At 60.4% G+C, this 16,947-nt stretch carries 16 protein-coding genes and 1 pseudogene; 8 read left to right on the forward strand and 9 right to left on the reverse strand.

Features of this window, described 5'->3' with window-relative positions:
* Positions 1 to 38: 38 nt before the first annotated feature.
* Complete coding sequence (locus AB2N04_RS08430) at positions 39 to 407, reverse strand: PleD family two-component system response regulator (protein ID WP_367718318.1); 369 nt, start codon at positions 405 to 407, stop codon at positions 39 to 41.
* A 102-nt stretch (positions 408 to 509) separates the two neighbouring features.
* A complete protein-coding gene (gene chpT / locus AB2N04_RS08435; protein WP_367718319.1) occupies positions 510 to 1,142 on the reverse strand; it encodes a histidine phosphotransferase ChpT in 633 nt (210 codons plus the stop codon).
* Positions 1,143 to 1,475: 333 nt separating this feature from the next.
* Between chpT and AB2N04_RS08440 the strand changes: the two genes are divergently transcribed.
* A complete protein-coding gene (locus AB2N04_RS08440) occupies positions 1,476 to 2,084 on the forward strand; it encodes a DUF1134 domain-containing protein (RefSeq protein ID WP_367718766.1) in 609 nt (202 codons plus the stop codon).
* A gap of 138 nt (positions 2,085 to 2,222) precedes the next feature.
* Positions 2,223 to 3,455 carry a hypothetical protein gene (locus AB2N04_RS08445; protein WP_367718320.1) on the forward strand — a complete coding sequence of 411 codons (1,233 nt, stop codon included), beginning with the start codon at positions 2,223 to 2,225 and terminating at the stop codon, positions 3,453 to 3,455.
* Positions 3,456 to 3,463: 8 nt separating this feature from the next.
* Here the strand turns inward: AB2N04_RS08445 and AB2N04_RS08450 are convergent, their stop codons facing one another.
* The 6 genes from AB2N04_RS08450 to AB2N04_RS08475 all read right to left on the reverse strand — a co-directional run bounded on the left by AB2N04_RS08450 (position 3,464) and on the right by AB2N04_RS08475 (position 9,099).
* Positions 3,464 to 4,270 carry a TrmH family RNA methyltransferase gene (locus tag AB2N04_RS08450; RefSeq protein WP_367718321.1) on the reverse strand — a complete coding sequence of 269 codons (807 nt, stop codon included), beginning with the start codon at positions 4,268 to 4,270 and terminating at the stop codon, positions 3,464 to 3,466.
* A complete protein-coding gene (locus AB2N04_RS08455) occupies positions 4,267 to 5,037 on the reverse strand; it encodes a HugZ family protein (RefSeq protein WP_367718322.1) in 771 nt (256 codons plus the stop codon). Before AB2N04_RS08455 ends, AB2N04_RS08450 begins: the two co-directional genes overlap by 4 nt.
* Positions 5,038 to 5,121: 84 nt before the next feature.
* A complete protein-coding gene (locus tag AB2N04_RS08460) occupies positions 5,122 to 5,883 on the reverse strand; it encodes a 3-hydroxyacyl-CoA dehydrogenase (protein WP_367718323.1) in 762 nt (253 codons plus the stop codon).
* A gap of 94 nt (positions 5,884 to 5,977) precedes the next feature.
* Positions 5,978 to 7,165 (reverse strand): choline ABC transporter ATP-binding protein, encoded by a 1,188-nt coding sequence (choV, locus tag AB2N04_RS08465; protein WP_367718325.1) that lies wholly within the window; start codon positions 7,163 to 7,165, stop codon positions 5,978 to 5,980.
* Positions 7,162 to 8,016: a choline ABC transporter permease subunit gene (choW, locus tag AB2N04_RS08470; protein ID WP_367718327.1), complete on the reverse strand. Its 855-nt coding sequence runs from the start codon at positions 8,014 to 8,016 to the stop codon at positions 7,162 to 7,164. The genes choV and choW overlap by 4 nt, the downstream gene beginning before the upstream one ends.
* 135 nt (positions 8,017 to 8,151) lie before the next feature.
* Positions 8,152 to 9,099 (reverse strand): choline ABC transporter substrate-binding protein, encoded by a 948-nt coding sequence (locus AB2N04_RS08475; RefSeq protein ID WP_367718329.1) that lies wholly within the window; start codon positions 9,097 to 9,099, stop codon positions 8,152 to 8,154.
* A 226-nt stretch (positions 9,100 to 9,325) separates the two neighbouring features.
* On the opposite strand from AB2N04_RS08475, the gene AB2N04_RS08480 reads away from it, so the two are divergent.
* Positions 9,326 to 9,946 (forward strand): thymidine kinase, encoded by a 621-nt coding sequence (locus tag AB2N04_RS08480; RefSeq protein ID WP_367718331.1) that lies wholly within the window; start codon positions 9,326 to 9,328, stop codon positions 9,944 to 9,946.
* Positions 9,947 to 9,953: 7 nt separating this feature from the next.
* Here AB2N04_RS08480 and AB2N04_RS08485 read toward each other — a convergent pair.
* A pseudogene (locus tag AB2N04_RS08485) lies at positions 9,954 to 10,965 on the reverse strand (YeiH family protein).
* Between the two features lie 102 nt (positions 10,966 to 11,067).
* On the opposite strand from AB2N04_RS08485, the gene AB2N04_RS08490 reads away from it, so the two are divergent.
* The 5 genes from AB2N04_RS08490 (at position 11,068) to AB2N04_RS08510 (ending at position 16,826) form a co-directional block, all read left to right on the forward strand.
* Complete coding sequence (locus AB2N04_RS08490) at positions 11,068 to 12,000, forward strand: LysR substrate-binding domain-containing protein (protein ID WP_367718333.1); 933 nt, start codon at positions 11,068 to 11,070, stop codon at positions 11,998 to 12,000.
* Between the two features lie 20 nt (positions 12,001 to 12,020).
* Positions 12,021 to 13,109, forward strand: a complete 1,089-nt coding sequence (locus AB2N04_RS08495) for a hypothetical protein (protein WP_367718335.1) — start codon at positions 12,021 to 12,023, stop codon at positions 13,107 to 13,109.
* Positions 13,110 to 13,288: 179 nt separating this feature from the next.
* Positions 13,289 to 14,437, forward strand: a complete 1,149-nt coding sequence (locus AB2N04_RS08500) for a hypothetical protein (RefSeq protein ID WP_367718337.1) — start codon at positions 13,289 to 13,291, stop codon at positions 14,435 to 14,437.
* Between the two features lie 8 nt (positions 14,438 to 14,445).
* Positions 14,446 to 16,356 carry an AAA family ATPase gene (locus AB2N04_RS08505; protein ID WP_367718338.1) on the forward strand — a complete coding sequence of 637 codons (1,911 nt, stop codon included), beginning with the start codon at positions 14,446 to 14,448 and terminating at the stop codon, positions 16,354 to 16,356.
* Positions 16,357 to 16,418: 62 nt separating this feature from the next.
* The gene (locus tag AB2N04_RS08510; protein ID WP_367718340.1) at positions 16,419 to 16,826 is read left to right on the forward strand and encodes an endonuclease domain-containing protein; all 408 of its coding nucleotides are present in this window, start codon (positions 16,419 to 16,421) and stop codon (positions 16,824 to 16,826) included.
* Positions 16,827 to 16,947 lie beyond the last annotated feature (121 nt).

Genomic DNA, 16,947 nt, shown 5'->3' on the forward strand with positions numbered 1-16,947 from the left:
GGTTTTTTGTTTCTGCTGTTGTGATTTGTCGCAGGAGCTCAGGCCGCAGTCTGCAATTCGCGGAACTGTTCCAGAAGCTGGGTTCTCGTGAAGGGTTTGAGCATGTAACCCTGCGCACCGGCGCGTTTGGCCCGCATGATTGCACCCAGATCAAGTTCGACCAGGCACAGAAGAATATGCGGTTTGAAATCGGCGGGCATTGCCATGAGACGGCGAATGAGCTCGCTTGGCTCCATATCGGGCAGTGAGCTGTCGACTATGATGATGTCGGCCATCTCGTGCGCCGAAAGGTCGAGCGCTTCCTCTCCGCTGGCAGCCTCGGTGACCATCATCTCGGCGCTGGTCAGTATCCGCTTGGCCACTTTCCGGATGACACTTGAGTCATCGACAATGAGACAGCGAGCCATACTCCGGATCCTTTCGAACGATGCCGCTTCTGGTGACAGACGAGAAGCAGGAACTATACAGGTAGGCTGGTAAAGCTGCCGCAAACACTTATGGTTAACGGATCATTTTCTTGCGGTGAGGATAATCTCGTCTGCCGTGGCGCGAATGTTGACACTCATCCCTGTCTCCTTCGCCAGAAGCAGGGTGTAGTAGAACTGAACGCTGTGTGCGTCGATTGGCTCGTCAGGCTTGTTGCCTGAATGCAGTTCGAGAAATTTCGGCGGCACGCGCAGCATCGGCCCTTCCGCCTTGATCGTGAAAACGGGGCTGGTTTCAAGCTCCTCGAGCCCGACACGCAGCTTTCCACCGCGGGGAATGGCGGCGTTGGCAACGAGAAGCAGGTTCAGCAGGAGCTTCACCTGATTCTTGGGCAGGAGCGCACGGCCACCCTGCCATTCAAGATCCGGTTTTTCGTTCTTGATGAACGCCATCGCCACCGTGTGTGCATCACCGGTATCGATCTGCATGCCTGCGGAACCGGCAGCTCCAAATGCGATCCGGGCGAACTGGAGCCGAGCCGAGGCGTTGACCGCACTGGCCCGGATCAGGCTCATGGCGTCCTCGTCCGCACCACCTTCGTCGAGCAGTTCAAGGCCATTGTTGATGGCGCCTACCGGAGAAATGATGTCGTGGCAAACGCGGCTGCACAGAAGAGCTGCCAGATCGGGTGCGCTCAGCGAGAAAAGTTCGGACATGGGCATCTGTCCTCCGGACGTTGTTGCCAATCGGCCGTTTCCGCATTCCGTGACCGCGGCTCGGGCCTGTTTGCTTGAATGTCTATGACGACGAAGGTCCCATTCCCCAACCGAATCAGATCATGGAACACACCACTTCTGGTTACACAGAGCTGCGAAAACCGGCAACAGTTGGGCCGAGACCGGAACGGTTCGCAGCGGCGGGACCGTGCTTCAAAACACTCCGGTGCCATGTTTCATGTTGAGGTTAACAGTTGGAAAAGATTCAATGCCTATTTTGAAGCATTCGGGTGCGATGCGGGACGAAAGAGGGGCGAGCTGAAAAAGCCACTCATGAATGGAGAAAGAACGATGCCTGCAAGGCTTTATGACTGGGCGCGGCTTATCCATGCCGGGCTATTGGCTCTCGCGATTGGCTTCGGCGCTCTGGCCTTTATGGTCAATACGGCCCGAGCCAACAACGGCTACACGGCGCAGGAGATCATTGAAGCCGGACACGGGTTTTTCGGCTCCACGACCGGCGGGCTGGCCACCGTTGTCGAGAAGGTCTTTTCGAATTACGGTTTGCCCAATGGTTACGTGCTCGGCCAGGAAGGCTCCGGCGCCTTTATTGGTGGGCTGACCTACGGAGAAGGCACGCTTTACACGAAGAATGCCGGAGATCACAAAGTCTACTGGCAAGGACCTTCGATCGGCTGGGACTATGGAGGTACCGGCTCGCGTGTGATGATTCTCGTTTATAACCTGAATGCCGTGAATGACCTGTATCGGCGTTTTGGGGGTGTGGCGGGATCGGCCTACCTCGTCGCCGGACTGGGCTTTAACGCGCTGACCAATGACAACATGATCCTGGTTCCCATACGAACCGGTGTCGGGGCACGCCTTGGTGTGAATCTTGGTTATCTAAAGCTCACGCCGAGCCCCACCTGGAACCCGTTCTGATTTCCCCAGCTAAGCGGACTGTCGCCCGTGTCGTGCCGGTACACTCTTTGTGTATCAGCTTGACGCGGGCGCAAATATACGGGACCCAAGAGGACCAAGTCCGATACAGGGTTTCCTTGTAGAAACGGGTTCCACGCGGTGATCAAGACTGTACTGCTTTTCTTTCTGGGGTTCTTCGTCGCTGGGTTTGTGGCCTTGCTTCTCGCGCCGCTTGTGTGGCGACGTGCGGTTCGTCTTACGACCAGGCGTATCGAGGCCAGCATGCCCCTTTCCACCAACGAGCTGGAGGCGGAGAAGGATCGTTTGCGCGCCGAGCATGCAATGGCGACCCGTCGGCTGGAAATGCGTGTCGACACGCTGAACCGCAAGTCTTCGTCGCAGCTGATCGAACTTTCCCGCGTGACAGATGAAGCCCGCCAGCTTGCCGAAGAGCGCGACAGGCAGGACGCGACCATAACCCGGCTGCAGGGTGAAATTGCCAGACAGCGTGAAATTCTGGCGGAAAACACCTCCGAAATTGCAGAGTTGAGGGCGCGACTGGAGGAAGCGCTGGGAGAGCTGGGTGAACGAAACGCTGCCCTGGGCGAACTCAGCGACCAGTTTGAGGAGGAGCGGCTCCGTTCCAGCAGCAGGCAGATCGAGCTGGCTTCGCGCGAAACCGAGTTGCACAAGCTGGAAGATGAACTGGCTGCGGCGCGCCGTGATCGCAAGGAGGCCATTCGTGCCGCACGGGAAGCTGACACTGCACGCAAGGAAGCCCTTGCCGGGCTGAAAGTGGCGGAGAAGCGATACGCTGATCTCCAGAAGAAGCTGGAGAGCCAGATGAGGCTGCTTTACGAGCACGAGGAAAAACTCAGGCGCAAGGAGAGCGAACTCGGACGGCTACGGAAAGATGCGGAGGCTGCAAGTGCGGCCAGCCTTTCCAGGCAAGGGGCGCAGCGCCTGAAGAAACTGGAGGATGAATGCGTCCGGTTGCGTCGCGAGCTTGCCGACAAGTCGGTTCAATTGCGTTCTGTCATTGGAAGTGAGGGCGATATGAGTGTGGCTTCGGCACAGGGGCAGGAAGCCGAGCGCGAGAAACTGCAGTCGCGCATCGCACGATTGATGCAGGAGAACAAGAAACTCCGGGCAGCACTGCCCCGGAAGAAGCCGAACAATGGTGGGGCGAAGGAAAAAACGCAGGCGGACGATGCTCTGCGTGAGGAAATTCACTCCCTCGCTGCCGAAGTTGTCAATCTCACCGCCGCACTCGAAGGGGAGGGGTCTTCGATCAACTCCCTGCTCGCTGCCGGGGGAGAAGATGGCGGCGGAGAACGGCCCCTGAGCCTTGCGGAACGCATCCGGGCTCTGCGCGATCAGGCCACGCAATGATCTGATCGCTAGGCCACGGGCTGCCACAGCCTGTGCAGGGCAATTGCCGAAGCGGCCGCAACGTTCAGACTGTCGAAATCAGGCATCATCGCGATACGAGCGGTCGGCAGGCGTTCCATGACGTCACTTGAAAGTCCATGTCCCTCGCTTCCCAAAAGCAGCGCCTGGCGTGGCGCGCGTTTGATCCCGGCAATGTCAATAGAGCCACTGGGACTGAGCGCGAGAATGGAAAAATCTTGTGAAATCAACGCGTCGGCAAGATCCTGTGTGGTGGCAAATCGGGCGAAGGGCACTTTGAGCGCCGCGCCGACCGAAACCCTGATCGCCTTGCGGTAAAGCGGGTCGCAGCAATCATCCGTCAGCAGGATCGCAGCGGCTCCGAACGATGCCGCATTGCGAAAAATGGATCCCATATTGTCGTGGTTGGAAATGCCCGACAGCGCGACGACCAGAGCTTGCCGGGGAAGAGTGCGAAGGAGGTCGCCGCCCGTGGTCCCGGGCCTCCTGCCAATGGCGAGAATGCCGCGATGGATTTCGAAACCGGCGATCTGATCCATAACCGCGCCACTAGCAATGTAGACCGGCACATCCTCGGGAATGCGTTCGATGACATCACCGAGACCGTTCACACGGTTGTCGCGCAGGAACACGCTTTCGGCAGAAAACCGGCTGGTGGAAAACAGGACATTGAGAACCACTCGCCCCTCGGCCACGAACCGCCCCTGGCGCCCCACCAGATCGCGTTCACGGATGTTTCGGTAGGACGCGATACGCGGATCCTCGGCGTCTTCGATGCGGATCAGTTGACGCTTCATGCAGAAAGTCCAGCGCGGGCTTCCCTCGCCATTGCCACAAGCGTGGCGCGCATCTGTGATGCATTGGCAAGAGGCTTGGAGAAAAACACGCGGCGGGTTTCGTCACCCAGGGCCAGGTCCAACCCGTCCGGGTCAATCCCGGTGATCCGCCATTTGCCGGCCGGCGCTCCCGTGAAATGTCGGGCATAGTTTTCGACCGCGTCGGCGTGGTCGCTGTTCATGTGTTCTATTGCACCGGCTTCCGCTTCAGCCAGTTCGGCAAGTGCGGCCCCGGTGCTGAGAAGGTCAGCGCGGGCGAGCCTGTAGGCTCGCGCAAAGCCGCCGTTCAAAAGTGCGGCTTCCGGCTCCAGGCGGTAGATCGAAAAATCAGGAAAGTCGAAATAGAGTCTCGCCTTGGGATGGCGGGACAGATAGCGGCGCTTTGCGTGTGCATAGGCATCACCATCTTTTTCGATAAGACATGCTACGGCTTTCACGGAAAGGCGCGGATGTGCCAGCGGGTCGCCCTTGCCGGGTTCGCCGATCAGCAGCGAGCAGCGCGGGTCGGCTTCCAGCCCTTTGGTATGGGCAGACAGGCCTGAGACCAGTATGAGCGGCGCGCCATCGAGGTCGGTCGCGGTCGCAACGCGGGTCGCGAAGGGTGCACCATCATCGGGATCGATTGTCGCCAACGCACCAAAGCGTGCAGTGCGCAACAGCGTCTTCGCGAGGCGAATGGCGTCCGCATCCGTTTCGAGAATGACGTCCTTTGATTTTCCTTTGCTCATCGATGCCTCAATCCGTTGAAGCATCTCCTTCGCCGATCAGGCTTGCGGCTGCAAGCGGCGACGGTGGATTTTCCCGTTGCCTGGCTATTTCGGCGCCATGCGGATCGCGCCATCAAGGCGGATCGTCTCGCCGTTCAGCATCTGGTTCTCGACGATGTGGCAGGCAAGTGCTGCATATTCGGAAGGTTCGCCAAGGCGCGGCGGGAAGGGCACCTGCTGACCGAGCGAAGCCTGTGCATCCTCCGGCAGGCCCGCCATCATCGGCGTCTTGAAGATGCCCGGCGCAATGGTGCAGACCCGAATGCCGGAGCGTGAAAGATCGCGCGCGATGGGCAATGTCATGCCCACCACACCGCCCTTCGACGCGGAATAGGCAACCTGGCCGACCTGGCCGTCGAAGGCAGCCACCGAGGCGGTGTTGACGACAACCCCGCGCTCGCCCCCCTCAAGCGGTTCGAGCTCCTGTGCCTGGGCCGCAAACAGACGGATCATGTTGAACGTTCCCAGGAGGTTGATCTCGATCACCTTGCGATAAAGGTCGAGAGGGTGCGGTCCATCCTTGCCGACAGTCTTCATCGCGATGGCGATGCCGGCGCAGTTCACCAATATGCGGGGCGCGCCAAGCTTTTCGGTTGCTTCACCCAGGGCCGCCAGCCCGTCGGCTTCGCTTGTGACATCGCATCTGACCGCGATACCGCCGATATCGGCGGCCACCGCTTCGGCCCTCTCCATGCCGACATCCGCAATGGCGATCTTTGCGCCTTTGTCGGCGAGCGCACGCGCGGTCGCTTCCCCAAGGCCCGAGCCGCCGCCCGTGACGAGCGCTACGATACCGGATGGGTTCATGAGACAGCCTCCCTCGATTTATCTTCAAGACAGTAACGAGGGAGGGCGGGCTGGAAAAGCGGCATCTGCGCAATGCCGCTGTGTGTGGAGATGCTCAGCGCCGGATAATGGCGCCCAGCACGTCGCGGATGCCAATCGCCCCGACAAAACGTGAGGCCTCGTCAAACAGCGCCACCGGCGCCGTCTGGGATTGCTGCATGGCCCGCATCACGGTGCGCAGTGGTGTGCCCGCTGTTGCCCAGAAGACCTTGGGCCTGTCTTCCGGCAGGTCCTCGATGTTGTCGCAGGAGACCCATATGGCGGGTTTGCCGTTGCGCTCGGCGTCGATGACCAGCATGTTTTCATCGAACCGGAACCGCGTGGTCCGCCGCCGGTCGAGCCAGAGCCAGCCTTCGCCGGCCGCTTCAAGGTCGCGCACGTCACGCATCACGTTCCACGCCGTCAGCACCGAGAGCGGGTTCACATTGGAAATGAAATCCCGCACATAGTCGTTTTCGGGTGCCAGAACGATGTCTTCCGGCGTGCCCGTCTGCACGATCCGTCCGCCTTCCATGATGGAGATGCGGTTGCCGATCTTGAGCGCTTCCTCAAGATCGTGGCTCACGAACAGGATGGTTTTCTTCAGGCGCTCCTGAAGTTCGAGCAGCTCGTCCTGCAGCTTGGTGCGGATGAGCGGATCGAGCGCGGAGAAGGGCTCGTCCATGAGCAGGATCGGCGCTTCCGTGGCAAAGGCACGCGCAAGGCCTACGCGCTGCTGCATCCCACCGGAAAGCTCATGCGCATATTTGTCGGCCCAGTCGGTCAGATGCACCAGCTCGAGCTGCGCCATCACGCGTTCCTTGCGCTCATTTGCGGGGACACCGGCCAGCTCCAGCCCGAAACCGACATTCTCCGCCACCGTGCGCCAGGGCAAAAGGGCGAATTGCTGGAAGACCATCGCCACGCATTCGCGGCGGATCTTGCGCAGTTCGGCTTGCGAGCAGTTCACCACATCGGCCTGCCACTCGCCATCATGAACGACGACATTGCCGCGGGCCACGGTGTTCAGTCGGTTCACCGCTCGCAGCAATGTGGACTTGCCCGATCCCGAAAGCCCCATCAACACGGAGATCTCGCCGCGTTCGACGGTAAGATCGCAGCCGGCGCAGCCGAGCACCGCGCCGGTTTCGGCAAGGATTTCCTCGCGGTTCCTGCCCGCATCCACGAGCGGAAGTGCCTCTGCCTTCTGCCGATCCGTGCCAAAAAGGATGTCGACCTTGTTGAAATCGATGGCCACGCTCATTTGTCGCTCCCCCGCTCGATGCGCGCGATGCGGTCAAGAATGATCGCCAGAACGACGATGGCGAGGCCAGCTTCAAGCCCGAGGGGGATGTTGACCGAATTGAGCGCGCGCACAACCGGCTTGCCGAGCCCGTCTGCGCCGATCAGCGCGGCGATGACGACCATGGAAAGTGAGAGCATGATGCACTGGGTGAGACCTGCCATGATGGAGGGGAGGGCGGCCGGCAGTTCCACCTTCCACAAAAGCTGGCGTTTGGTGGCGCCAAAGGCATGTCCGGCCTCGATCATGGGCTGCGGAACGGAGGTGATGCCGAGATAGGTGAGCCGGATCGGCGCCGGTGAAGCGAAGATCACGGTCACGATCAGACCGGGCGCGGCGCCGAGACCGAACAGGATGAGGACCGGTATCAGATAAACGAAGGTCGGCAGCGTCTGCATCAGATCGAGAACCGGTCGCAGAAACTGATAGACGCGTGGATTATGGGCTGCCCAGATGCCAACGGGGACGCCAATCGCCATGGACACGGCGGCTGCGGCCACCACAAGGACCAGCGTCTCGACCGTTTCTTCCCATAAACCCTGATTGATGATGAAAAGCAGGCCAAGCGCGACCGCGACAGAAAGTTTCCAGGAGCGTTGCAGGAGATAGGCGAGTGCTGCAATGGCCAGCACCAGAACGATGGCGGGAACGGCCAGCAGTATATCCACCATACCGTCCAGAACATCGGCCAGAACATCTGCCAGCGTGTCGAACAGCCAGGCAAAATTGGTGGTCAGGAAGTCGAAGAAGTCTCGGCCCCACCGGCCGATGGGAATTTTCCAGTCAGCAATCCATTCTGAAAGAGGGTCCATGAGCCCGGGGAGTTCCTTTTCTGGGATTTCTTCTTATGCGTTGTGCGTGCCGTCGGTGCGGCGGACTTTCGGCCTGCGGGCCGAAAGTGAGACGTCGCGGAGTGCCTGCCCCGGCACCCCGCATCGTCATGGCGTTTACATGCCCAGATGCGCCTTCACGGCGTCGAGGCCAGGCTCACCCTCAAATGTGGTGACACCTTCGAGCCATGGGCCGAGCGCGTCCGGATTGGCCTTGAGCCATTCTTCAGCCGCCTTTTGTGGCTCAGCGCCGTCGTCAAGGATCTTGCCCATGATCTCGTTTTCCATCTGAAGCGAGAAGACCATGTTCTTCAGAAGCTTGCCAAGATTCGGGCACTCTTCGGAAAGACCCGCGCGCGTGTTGGTATGCACTGTCGCCCCGCCATAGTTGGGGCCGAACACGTCGTCACCGCCTTCAAGATAGGCCATTTCGATATTGGCGTTCATCGGGTGCGGTTCCCAGCCGAGGAACACCACGTGCTCCTTCGATCCCACAGCGCGGCGCACCTGCGAAAGCATGCCGGCTTCCGAGCTTTCCACCACTTCGAAATCCTTGAGGCCGAACGTGTCATTCTCGATCATGTCGAGGATCAGACGGTTGCCATCATTGCCGGGCTCGATGCCGTAGATCTTGCCGTCCAGCTCGTCGGAAAACTTGGCGATATCCGCAAAGCTCTTCAGGCCCGCATCATAGGTGTATTGTGGAACGGCCAGCGTGTATTTCGCGCCCTCCAGGTTGGTGACCACGGTTTCTACCGTGCCATCCTCGCGATAAGGCGCGATGTCGGCCTCCATGGTCGGCATCCAGTTGCCGAGGAAGACGTCCACGTCATTGTTCTTGAGCGAGGCGTAGGTCACCGGCACCGAAAGCACCTGTGTTTCGGGTTCGTATCCGAGGCCCTCCAGCACCACCGAGGCAGTGGCCGTGGTTGCAGTGATGTCGGTCCAGCCGACGTCCGAGAAGGTTACGGACTGGCAGGAATCGGCCTCTGCGGCCCATGCAGCGCCCGATGCGAGGCTTGCGGCGAGCGCTAGGACCAGGGACGATTTTCGGCGCGGTAACATTGACGGCTCTCCTCTGTGGTTGTGTTCGGCAGAGCGCGGGTCTTAACCGGCTTTGCACATTATTTCAAAGGCAAGCACCAATTCAGGGTCGCTGCAAGCACAAACAGGTGTCTGTTTGCGTCATGCATGGCGTCGTATGCGACGGTATTTGGTGGAAGAATGCCGGTGTGGCGTTTTCTAACGGCCGCTGGTGGTGTTTAAGAGCGCGAACGATACAGGCAGCGCAATGGCAAAGCTCTATTTCCACTATGCGACGATGAATGCGGGCAAGTCGACCATGCTCCTGCAGGCATCCTACAATTACCGTGAGCGCGGGATGAACACGATGCTGTTTGTCGCTGGCCACTACCGCAAGGAAGATGGCGGCTACATCTCTTCACGCATCGGGCTCGACAGCAATGCGGAAATGTTCCGCGACGGTGACGATCTTTTCGCGCGCATCGCCGAGCACCACGATCACACGACGGTGCATTGCGTGTTTGTCGACGAGGCGCAGTTTCTCGAAGAAGAGCAGGTCTGGCAGCTTGCCCGGGTGGCCGACAGGCTTGGCATTCCGGTCATGTGCTACGGGCTGAGGACCGATTTTCAGGGCAATCTCTTCACCGGATCACAGGCGCTTCTGGCATTGGCCGACGAACTGCGCGAGGTGCGCACGATCTGCCGCTGCGGCCGCAAGGCCACCATGGTGGTTCGTCTAGGACCGGATGGCAAGGTTGCCAGGAAGGGCGAACAGGTTGCGATCGGCAAGGATGTTTATGTCTCGCTGTGCCGAAAGCACTGGGAAGAAGAGATGGGGCGCTGGAAGGCGGAAGATCTCGTGGGCTTTGCCGGCAGCGCTGCAGAGTAGCGCCCGTTCAGACGACGCCCAGCATGCGGATCAACGCGTAACTCACCATTCCCAGAACGGTCAGCGACAGAAGGGCTGCAAGGATCACGCGAACACCGCTCTTCATCACGCTTCTGATGTCCACCGTCAGGCCAAGCGCGGCCATGGCGATGATCGTCAGAAAGCCGGATGTCTCTTGCATGAGGGGTAGCGCCGGGGCCGGGATGAGGTCTGCCGAACGCAGCCCCATCATCGCAAGAAAGCCAATGATGAACCAGGGCACCATTTCGAAAAAGCCAAGCTTGACGCCGGCTTTGCGCCCATGGGTCAGACCCAGAAGGAAGATCACCGGCCCGAGCATCAGCACACGCACCAGTTTGACCAGCGTGCCCACCTGAATGCCGATCGGGGCCGGCTGGGGCGGCGGCAGCCAGCACCTGCGGCACCGCATAGACCGTGAGGCCGGCAAGCACGCCCGATTGCACCGCGCTCATGCCGATGGCGGCATATATGACGGGCAGTAATAGCACGACGAGGATGCTCAGGAATGCGGTGAAGGAGAGGGATGCGGCCACTTCCGAGGCTTCGGCACGGATCACGGGTGCTGCGGCTGCAATCGCCGAGTTTCCGCAGATGGAGTTGCCGCAGGCGACCAGCGTTGCAAGGCCGCGCGAAAGGCCCAGCGCCCTGCCGATCACATAGCCTGTAACAAGCGAAAGAACCACCACGCCGACGATGCCGCCCACCAGCCCAGCACCCGCATCACCAAGGGCTGCGAGGCTGATCGAGGCACCGAGCAAAACGATCGCCACCTCCAGCACGGCCTTGGCGCAGAAATCGATACCGGGGCGGAAGGCAGGGCTCAACCGGGCAACGGAGCTTATGGCCGTACCGAAAAGGATGGCAAGCACCAGTCCTTCAAGCCACGCTTCGCCGAAATAGACCTGTTCCGCCCATGCGGTCAGCAGCGCCGCCCCCGCGACGAAGAGGGAAAGAAAAACGCCGGGAAGAAGCTGGAGCGGGTGGCGAAGTGCGGACATGAATGCGACCTGATGCGATGAACGCATCCTTGGTCGCATGAGCATTTATCGACTTCTATCGAATAGTCTGACATATATCATTCGTCGAAATCGAATAATGTCATGACTTTTGAGCAATTGCTGATTTTCGTGGCCGTCGCCGAGCGGGAGCACCTGACCCAGGCCGCTGCCGCTGTCGGGCGCACGCCCTCTGCCGTCAGTGCATCGATCAAGGCGCTGGAGAGCTATTATGGCGTCGAGCTTTTCCATCGCGTTGGCCGTCGCATCGAGTTGACGCGTGTGGGCAAGGTCTTCCTTGGCGAAGCGCAGGCAACGCTTGCCCGCGTCCGTTCGGCCGAAACCATGCTGTCCGAGCTTGGCGGACTGCGGCGCGGCACGCTTAATGTCCATGCGAGCCAGACGGTGGCCAGCTACTGGTTGCCGCCGGTGCTCATGCGGTTTCACAAGCTGTATCCGGGAATCTCACTGAAACTTACCGTAGGCAACACACGCATGGTCGCCGATGCGATGCTGGAAGGCGTGGCCGATCTTGGGCTGGTCGAAGGCAGGGTGGATGAACCGGCGCTCACCGTGCGCCGGGTGGACCGGGATGTGATGGCCGTGGTGATCGCGCCAACGCATCCATGGGCCGAGGGTGTGCCCCTTTCACCGCAAGACCTCGTCGCAGGAACATCGTGGATCGTGCGGGAGGAAGGCTCCGGCACACGTGCTGCCTTCGAGACCACGCTGGCCGAGATGGGCGTCGATCCGGGCGGGCTCAATCTGGTCATGGAGTTCCCCTCCAATGAGGCGGTGCTTTCTGCCGTGCGGGAGAGCGACTGTGCTGCCGCCATCTCCATGTCGGCCGCGGGTCCACTGGTGGAGCGCGGTCTTCTGAAAGTCGCGAACATCGATCTTGGCGCACGCGATTTCAGCCTCCTTCGCCACAGGGAGCGCAGGCAGAGTGGGGCTGCCACAGCCCTTGAGGAATTGTGCGTTGAGGCGGGTAACGTCTTTCAATCGTCAATCGACCCACATATATTTCCGCAACCCTGACCTTTGCGGAGCGTAACAAAATGGCCACCTTGCAGAATTTCGACACGGAGATCGCGAAGACCCGTGAGGTGGTCGACGAGATGCGCTCGAAGCTCGAGCAGTCGGGCACCGTGCTCGACAAGCTTGCGCGCACCGACGAAAAGATCGGCCAGGCCGATTTCGACATCGAGAATGCCCGCATTCAGGACGTGCTCACCCAGCAGAAGGTGATGGAGACAAACATCGCCGACCTGATCATCGGTCTCGAAGATGCCACCAATGTCTTCGGCTCCGAGTTCGAAAGCATGAAGAGCTACACTGGCTGGGAGAACTTCATCGGCATCTTCTCCAAGCAGAAAAAGCAGCGCATGCGCACAGAGCGTGTCCGCAACATGTCACTTGCAGGCAATCTGCAGGAACTGCTTGCCAAATCGGACACGATCACTGGGATTCTCCAGGATCAGAAACAGGTTCTGCAGGAGCGCTACCAGACTTCCGAGGCAAGTCTTGCCAAGGTGATCGAACGGCGCAAGTCCACCATGGAGACGCTGGAGGCCACGCAGAAGCGCATCGAGGAACTGAACCCGCTGCTGCTCGACATCGAAAACCGCATTGCCGCTTCCACGAGCCAGAAGGACCGGGCGAAGCTCGAGGGGGAGCGCTCCAAGCTTGCCACCGAATACAATGAGGCGCAGGCAAAGGAGCAGGAGCTGCTCGCCGAAAGCCAGACGCTTGAGCGCTACACCTCCATGTTCCAGACTTTTGTGGATTCGCTCAACAATCAGATCGCGGCCCAGTCGACGCTGATCAACAAGCTCACCATCGATACCGAGCAGCGCATCGTTCTTTACAAGGCGCTCGAAGATTCTTTGAAGACCGCCGCCCAGCAGGATGTGGCTCACCGCATCAACACGCTTGGGTCGCAGGTCGACAACACGGCCGAGGAAACCATGGCCGGCATCGGCGCTGCCGCGCAGCGCCACATTGGCGATCTGCTCGAACTGCACGAGAAGAACATGGTCACCACCGCCGACATCCAGCGCCGCAAGAAGCTCGCCGACGATGCCTTCGCCCGCCGTTTCGAAGACGTGATGAAAAAACACGACGCCGCGAACTACGTTCGGGCGTGACGAGATACGGTGCGCGGACCTTCAATGCTGACCCTCGCCCCTCACCCTTACCCTCTCCCCGCTCGCGGGGAGAGGGGGGCGTTTACGTTGCGGCCATCCTCCTTCTCCCCGCATGCGGGGAGAAGGTGCCGGCAGGCGGATGAGGGGCGGGCGCCAAGGTCCCAGAACAGGTTTTTTGCATGAGTACCGCTCCTGACGCCGCAGCGCGTTATTTCGATGCCATCGCCGCCGCGCTCGAGGGGCTCGGCGTCTATTTCGGCGACCGCTCCGCATCGCCTTTCCAGTCGCACGGTCTCGTGGCAGAGGTCGTCTCACCCTATATCGGCCGATTGGAGCGCTCCTTCGAGTGCTGGCAGAACCGTCTCGGTTTCATGGAAAAATTCCGCATCCAGCGTGCCGAGAGCGGCTATCCGGTCTTCCAGAGCGTGCTTGAACTGGAAAACGACCGGCGTCAGGCCGAGAAGCGTCTTGCCGGCATCTCCGGGCCGGACGAACTGCGCGCCGAGATGGTCGATTTCATCCTGCGTCACCGGGAATTTCCGGCTGACCTCCAGCGCTCCATGGCCGAGCGCCTCTACCTGGAACAGCTGAAGGCGGGCAACGTGTTTTCCCCCTTCATTTTGCCGGAAACGGTGCGCGTTTCGGTGAATCCGAAGACGAAACGACCGTATTATCTGGTGCATTGGGGCGCTTTTGACGGAAGTTCGAGCCTGCCCATGGTCTATATGGCGGCGGTCGAGGATTCCTCGCCTTCCATGATCAAGGCGCTCGTTTCCGAAGGCGGCAAGCTCAACGAGGATGTGGAGATCGGCCTGCCGGTGGGCGGCCTGCTCAATCCGGAACTTGCGCATCAGTTCGACGATTTTGCGGAAAAGAACTCCGCCTATTCCCTGTCGCCGGCCACCATTGCCGGCAATCTCGACAAGGATTTCGACCACCTCCACCCCAAGCAATTGCGCCGGGTGGTTCTGGGGCCGTTTTATACGGCCGGCATCACCGAGAACAACTCGACGGTCTCGGAAGTGCTGGGCAAGGTGCGCCGGCAGGAGAATGCATGGCTTCTCACCTGGACGGTACAGGAGGTCTATTCAAAGACCGAGCGCCCGGCGCGCAAGGGGCTGTGGTCCAGCCAGCCGGCGCGCGAAGAGTTCTTCATCGACACCGACGATCTGGACGCTGCCCGCATGGGCGTGAGCGCCTATGAACAGCACGCGCTCGTGCCGCACGAAGCCTATCAGGCGCTCTATGCCGCGGGCGAGGCACAGAAGATTTTCGATGGCTACGACGTGCACGTCATTTCAGGTGGGCGGGTCATCACCGACGTATAGGACATTCCATGGACACCGGCCTGACGACCATCGACGAGAAGGACATCGAGAAGCACCGGGCGACGGCGCAGAGCCTTGTGACGCGCTTTGTGGTGCTTCAGGCCGATGACGGCCGCTCCGGCACCGAGCTTGCCGGCACCGGGCGGCGTTTCGTGTCGACCGTTTCCACCGGCGCGCTGCGCCGGACGCGTGAGGTGGAGGTTGCAAATACCATCGCCGCCATCCGGCAAGGCGATCCGATGCTCTCCATTCCGCAGCACACGCTTCTTTTCCGCGCCCGTCGCGGTGTGGCGGTGGCGCTCGCGGTGGCCGATGTCTTTGCGCGGTCAACCGAGCTTGAAAGCCTTCAGGAACGCAACGCCCGCAGCCCGCTGGAAGGCGCGCCGGCGCAGTCCTATCACGCGCTTCTGCAGGCTTCTGCCTATGTCGCCGCCTTCACGCTATCCTCCTATCTCCTGCAGATGCTCGATGCAGACAGCGAGCCGGTGAACGACACGGATGAACCGGATTTCCAGTTCGATACACCGCAGGATGCGCTCAAAAGCGTTCTTGCCGCGCTTGATGGTGCGATCGCGGGTGCTGCCGATGATATGACGATGACGGCGCGCGCCCGCGCGCTTGCCCGTGTCGCCATCGAGGGGCTTTTGCAACGGCGCAGCCGTTTCACCGGTCTCGGTGTGTTCGAAGACACGCATATGCGGCTTGAGGCCGACGATTTTACGCTGGACGGGTTCGACGTCGCACCGGGCAGCCGGCGCAAGCCGCTCGTCATGACGTTCAAGAAGCCCAACGAAATCATCGGCAATCACATCGCCAAATATCAGGCCATGAAGCTTGCCAAGATGCTGATGGCCTATGATTTCGAGCGCCAGCTCAACCCCTTCGTGGAGCTTGGCGGGTTTCTCTTCACCTTCATCGGCGATGGCGCGCCGGGCACCGGCAAGACCATCCTCATCCAGATGACCGCCGGGCTTTTGAACGATTATTGCCAGGTGGCGGGCGTGCCGTTTCATTACGAGAATTTCGGCGTCGACCAGATTTCCTCCTATCAGGGCAAGTCGGGCCAGAACTGCAAGCAGTTCGTTGAAAATGTGCTGAGCCCGCGCGCCATCGGCTTCGGCACAATCGACGACATCGACCAGGTGGCGGCCAAGCGCTCCGACGACCGGGCGTCTGCCGGCCAGCAGGAGGTGACGGGCGTTCTGATGGAGAGTTTTGCGGGTACGGGCACCGTGGTGCGCGGCAATTGCTCCTTCGGCATGTTCTCCAACTATCCGGAAAATGTGGACGATGCGCTGCGCCAGCGGGCCGGCGCGCGCTGGCTTGTCGACGGGCCGCAGACCTTTGAGGATTATGTCGACATCTTCGTGCTTCTGGCTGGCAAGAACCATTCGATCCCGCTTGGCGAGCACGAGCCTTTCGCAACACAGGAGATCAGGCGCGCGGTTGAAACCGCCTATGAGGCGCATTCCAGGCCGCAGGAAGAAGGACTTGCGAAGGTCTATGAGCGCTTCCTGAACGATCGCGGCGAGCCGAAGACGCTGACGGATATCGGCGCCTATCTGCACGAGATCAAGCTGGCGGAGCCGCGCTTCACCGGCCGCGCGATCAAAAACATCACCGACGCCATCAAGATGCGCGCCATGGATATCGAGCTTCCCGACGAATGGTTCGAGACGCCCGATACCTTCATGCGCCAGAGCTATGATGAGAAGAAGGCGATGATCGCCGAGCTGCGCCGGCCATTCACGATGGATATGGTGATGCAGGAGATCAACCGCTACGCGGATTCGGAGTTCCGCTATTCGGACCGGTCCGACGATGCGGCGGTTTCCACCATCATCCGCGACCAGCGCCTGCGCGAACGCGCACTGCGCGAGATCGAGGACATGAAGGCGAGGGGTGTTTGGGGAGGTTGAGTGAGCGTCCTTCTCCCCGCCTGCGGGGAGAAGGTGCCGGAAGGCGGATGAGGGGCGAGCGCATGCGCAATGCGAAGCTAGAGCAGACCGAAAGCGCGCGCTCCCTGCGTCGCGCCGAAAACGACGCGGAAGAAGCCCTGTGGTCGGAACTGCGAAATCGTCGGTTGAATGGTTTCAAATTTGTACGGCAACTGCCAGTGGGGCCGTATTTTGCTGATTTCGCCTGTAGGGAGAAGCACCTTGTGGTCGAAGTCGATGGCAGTCAGCATGCTGAAAACACTGCGGATCGGCGTCGCGACAGCTATATGAACGAGAAGGGTTGGTCTGTGCTGCGTTTCTGGAACGTCGATATTCTGAAAGAGCGGGGACAGGTTCTTGAAACGATTCTGGCTGTTCTGGAGGGACGGCTTTCGTCGTCGGTCGTCTCAGCTGACATGCGGTTTTCTCCCGCTGAGGGTCGGAAATGGTAAGGGGAATGTTTTTTCAAACTGCCGCACGCCACTCATCCCCCTGCCGGGACCTTCTCCCCGTAAGGACGGGGAGAAGGAGGATGGCCGCAACGCTTACGCCCTTCTCTTCACATGTGCCGGG

The sequence above is a fragment of the Nitratireductor sp. GISD-1A_MAKvit genome (assembly GCF_040819555.1).
Classification (GTDB): Bacteria; Pseudomonadota; Alphaproteobacteria; order Rhizobiales; family Rhizobiaceae; genus Nitratireductor.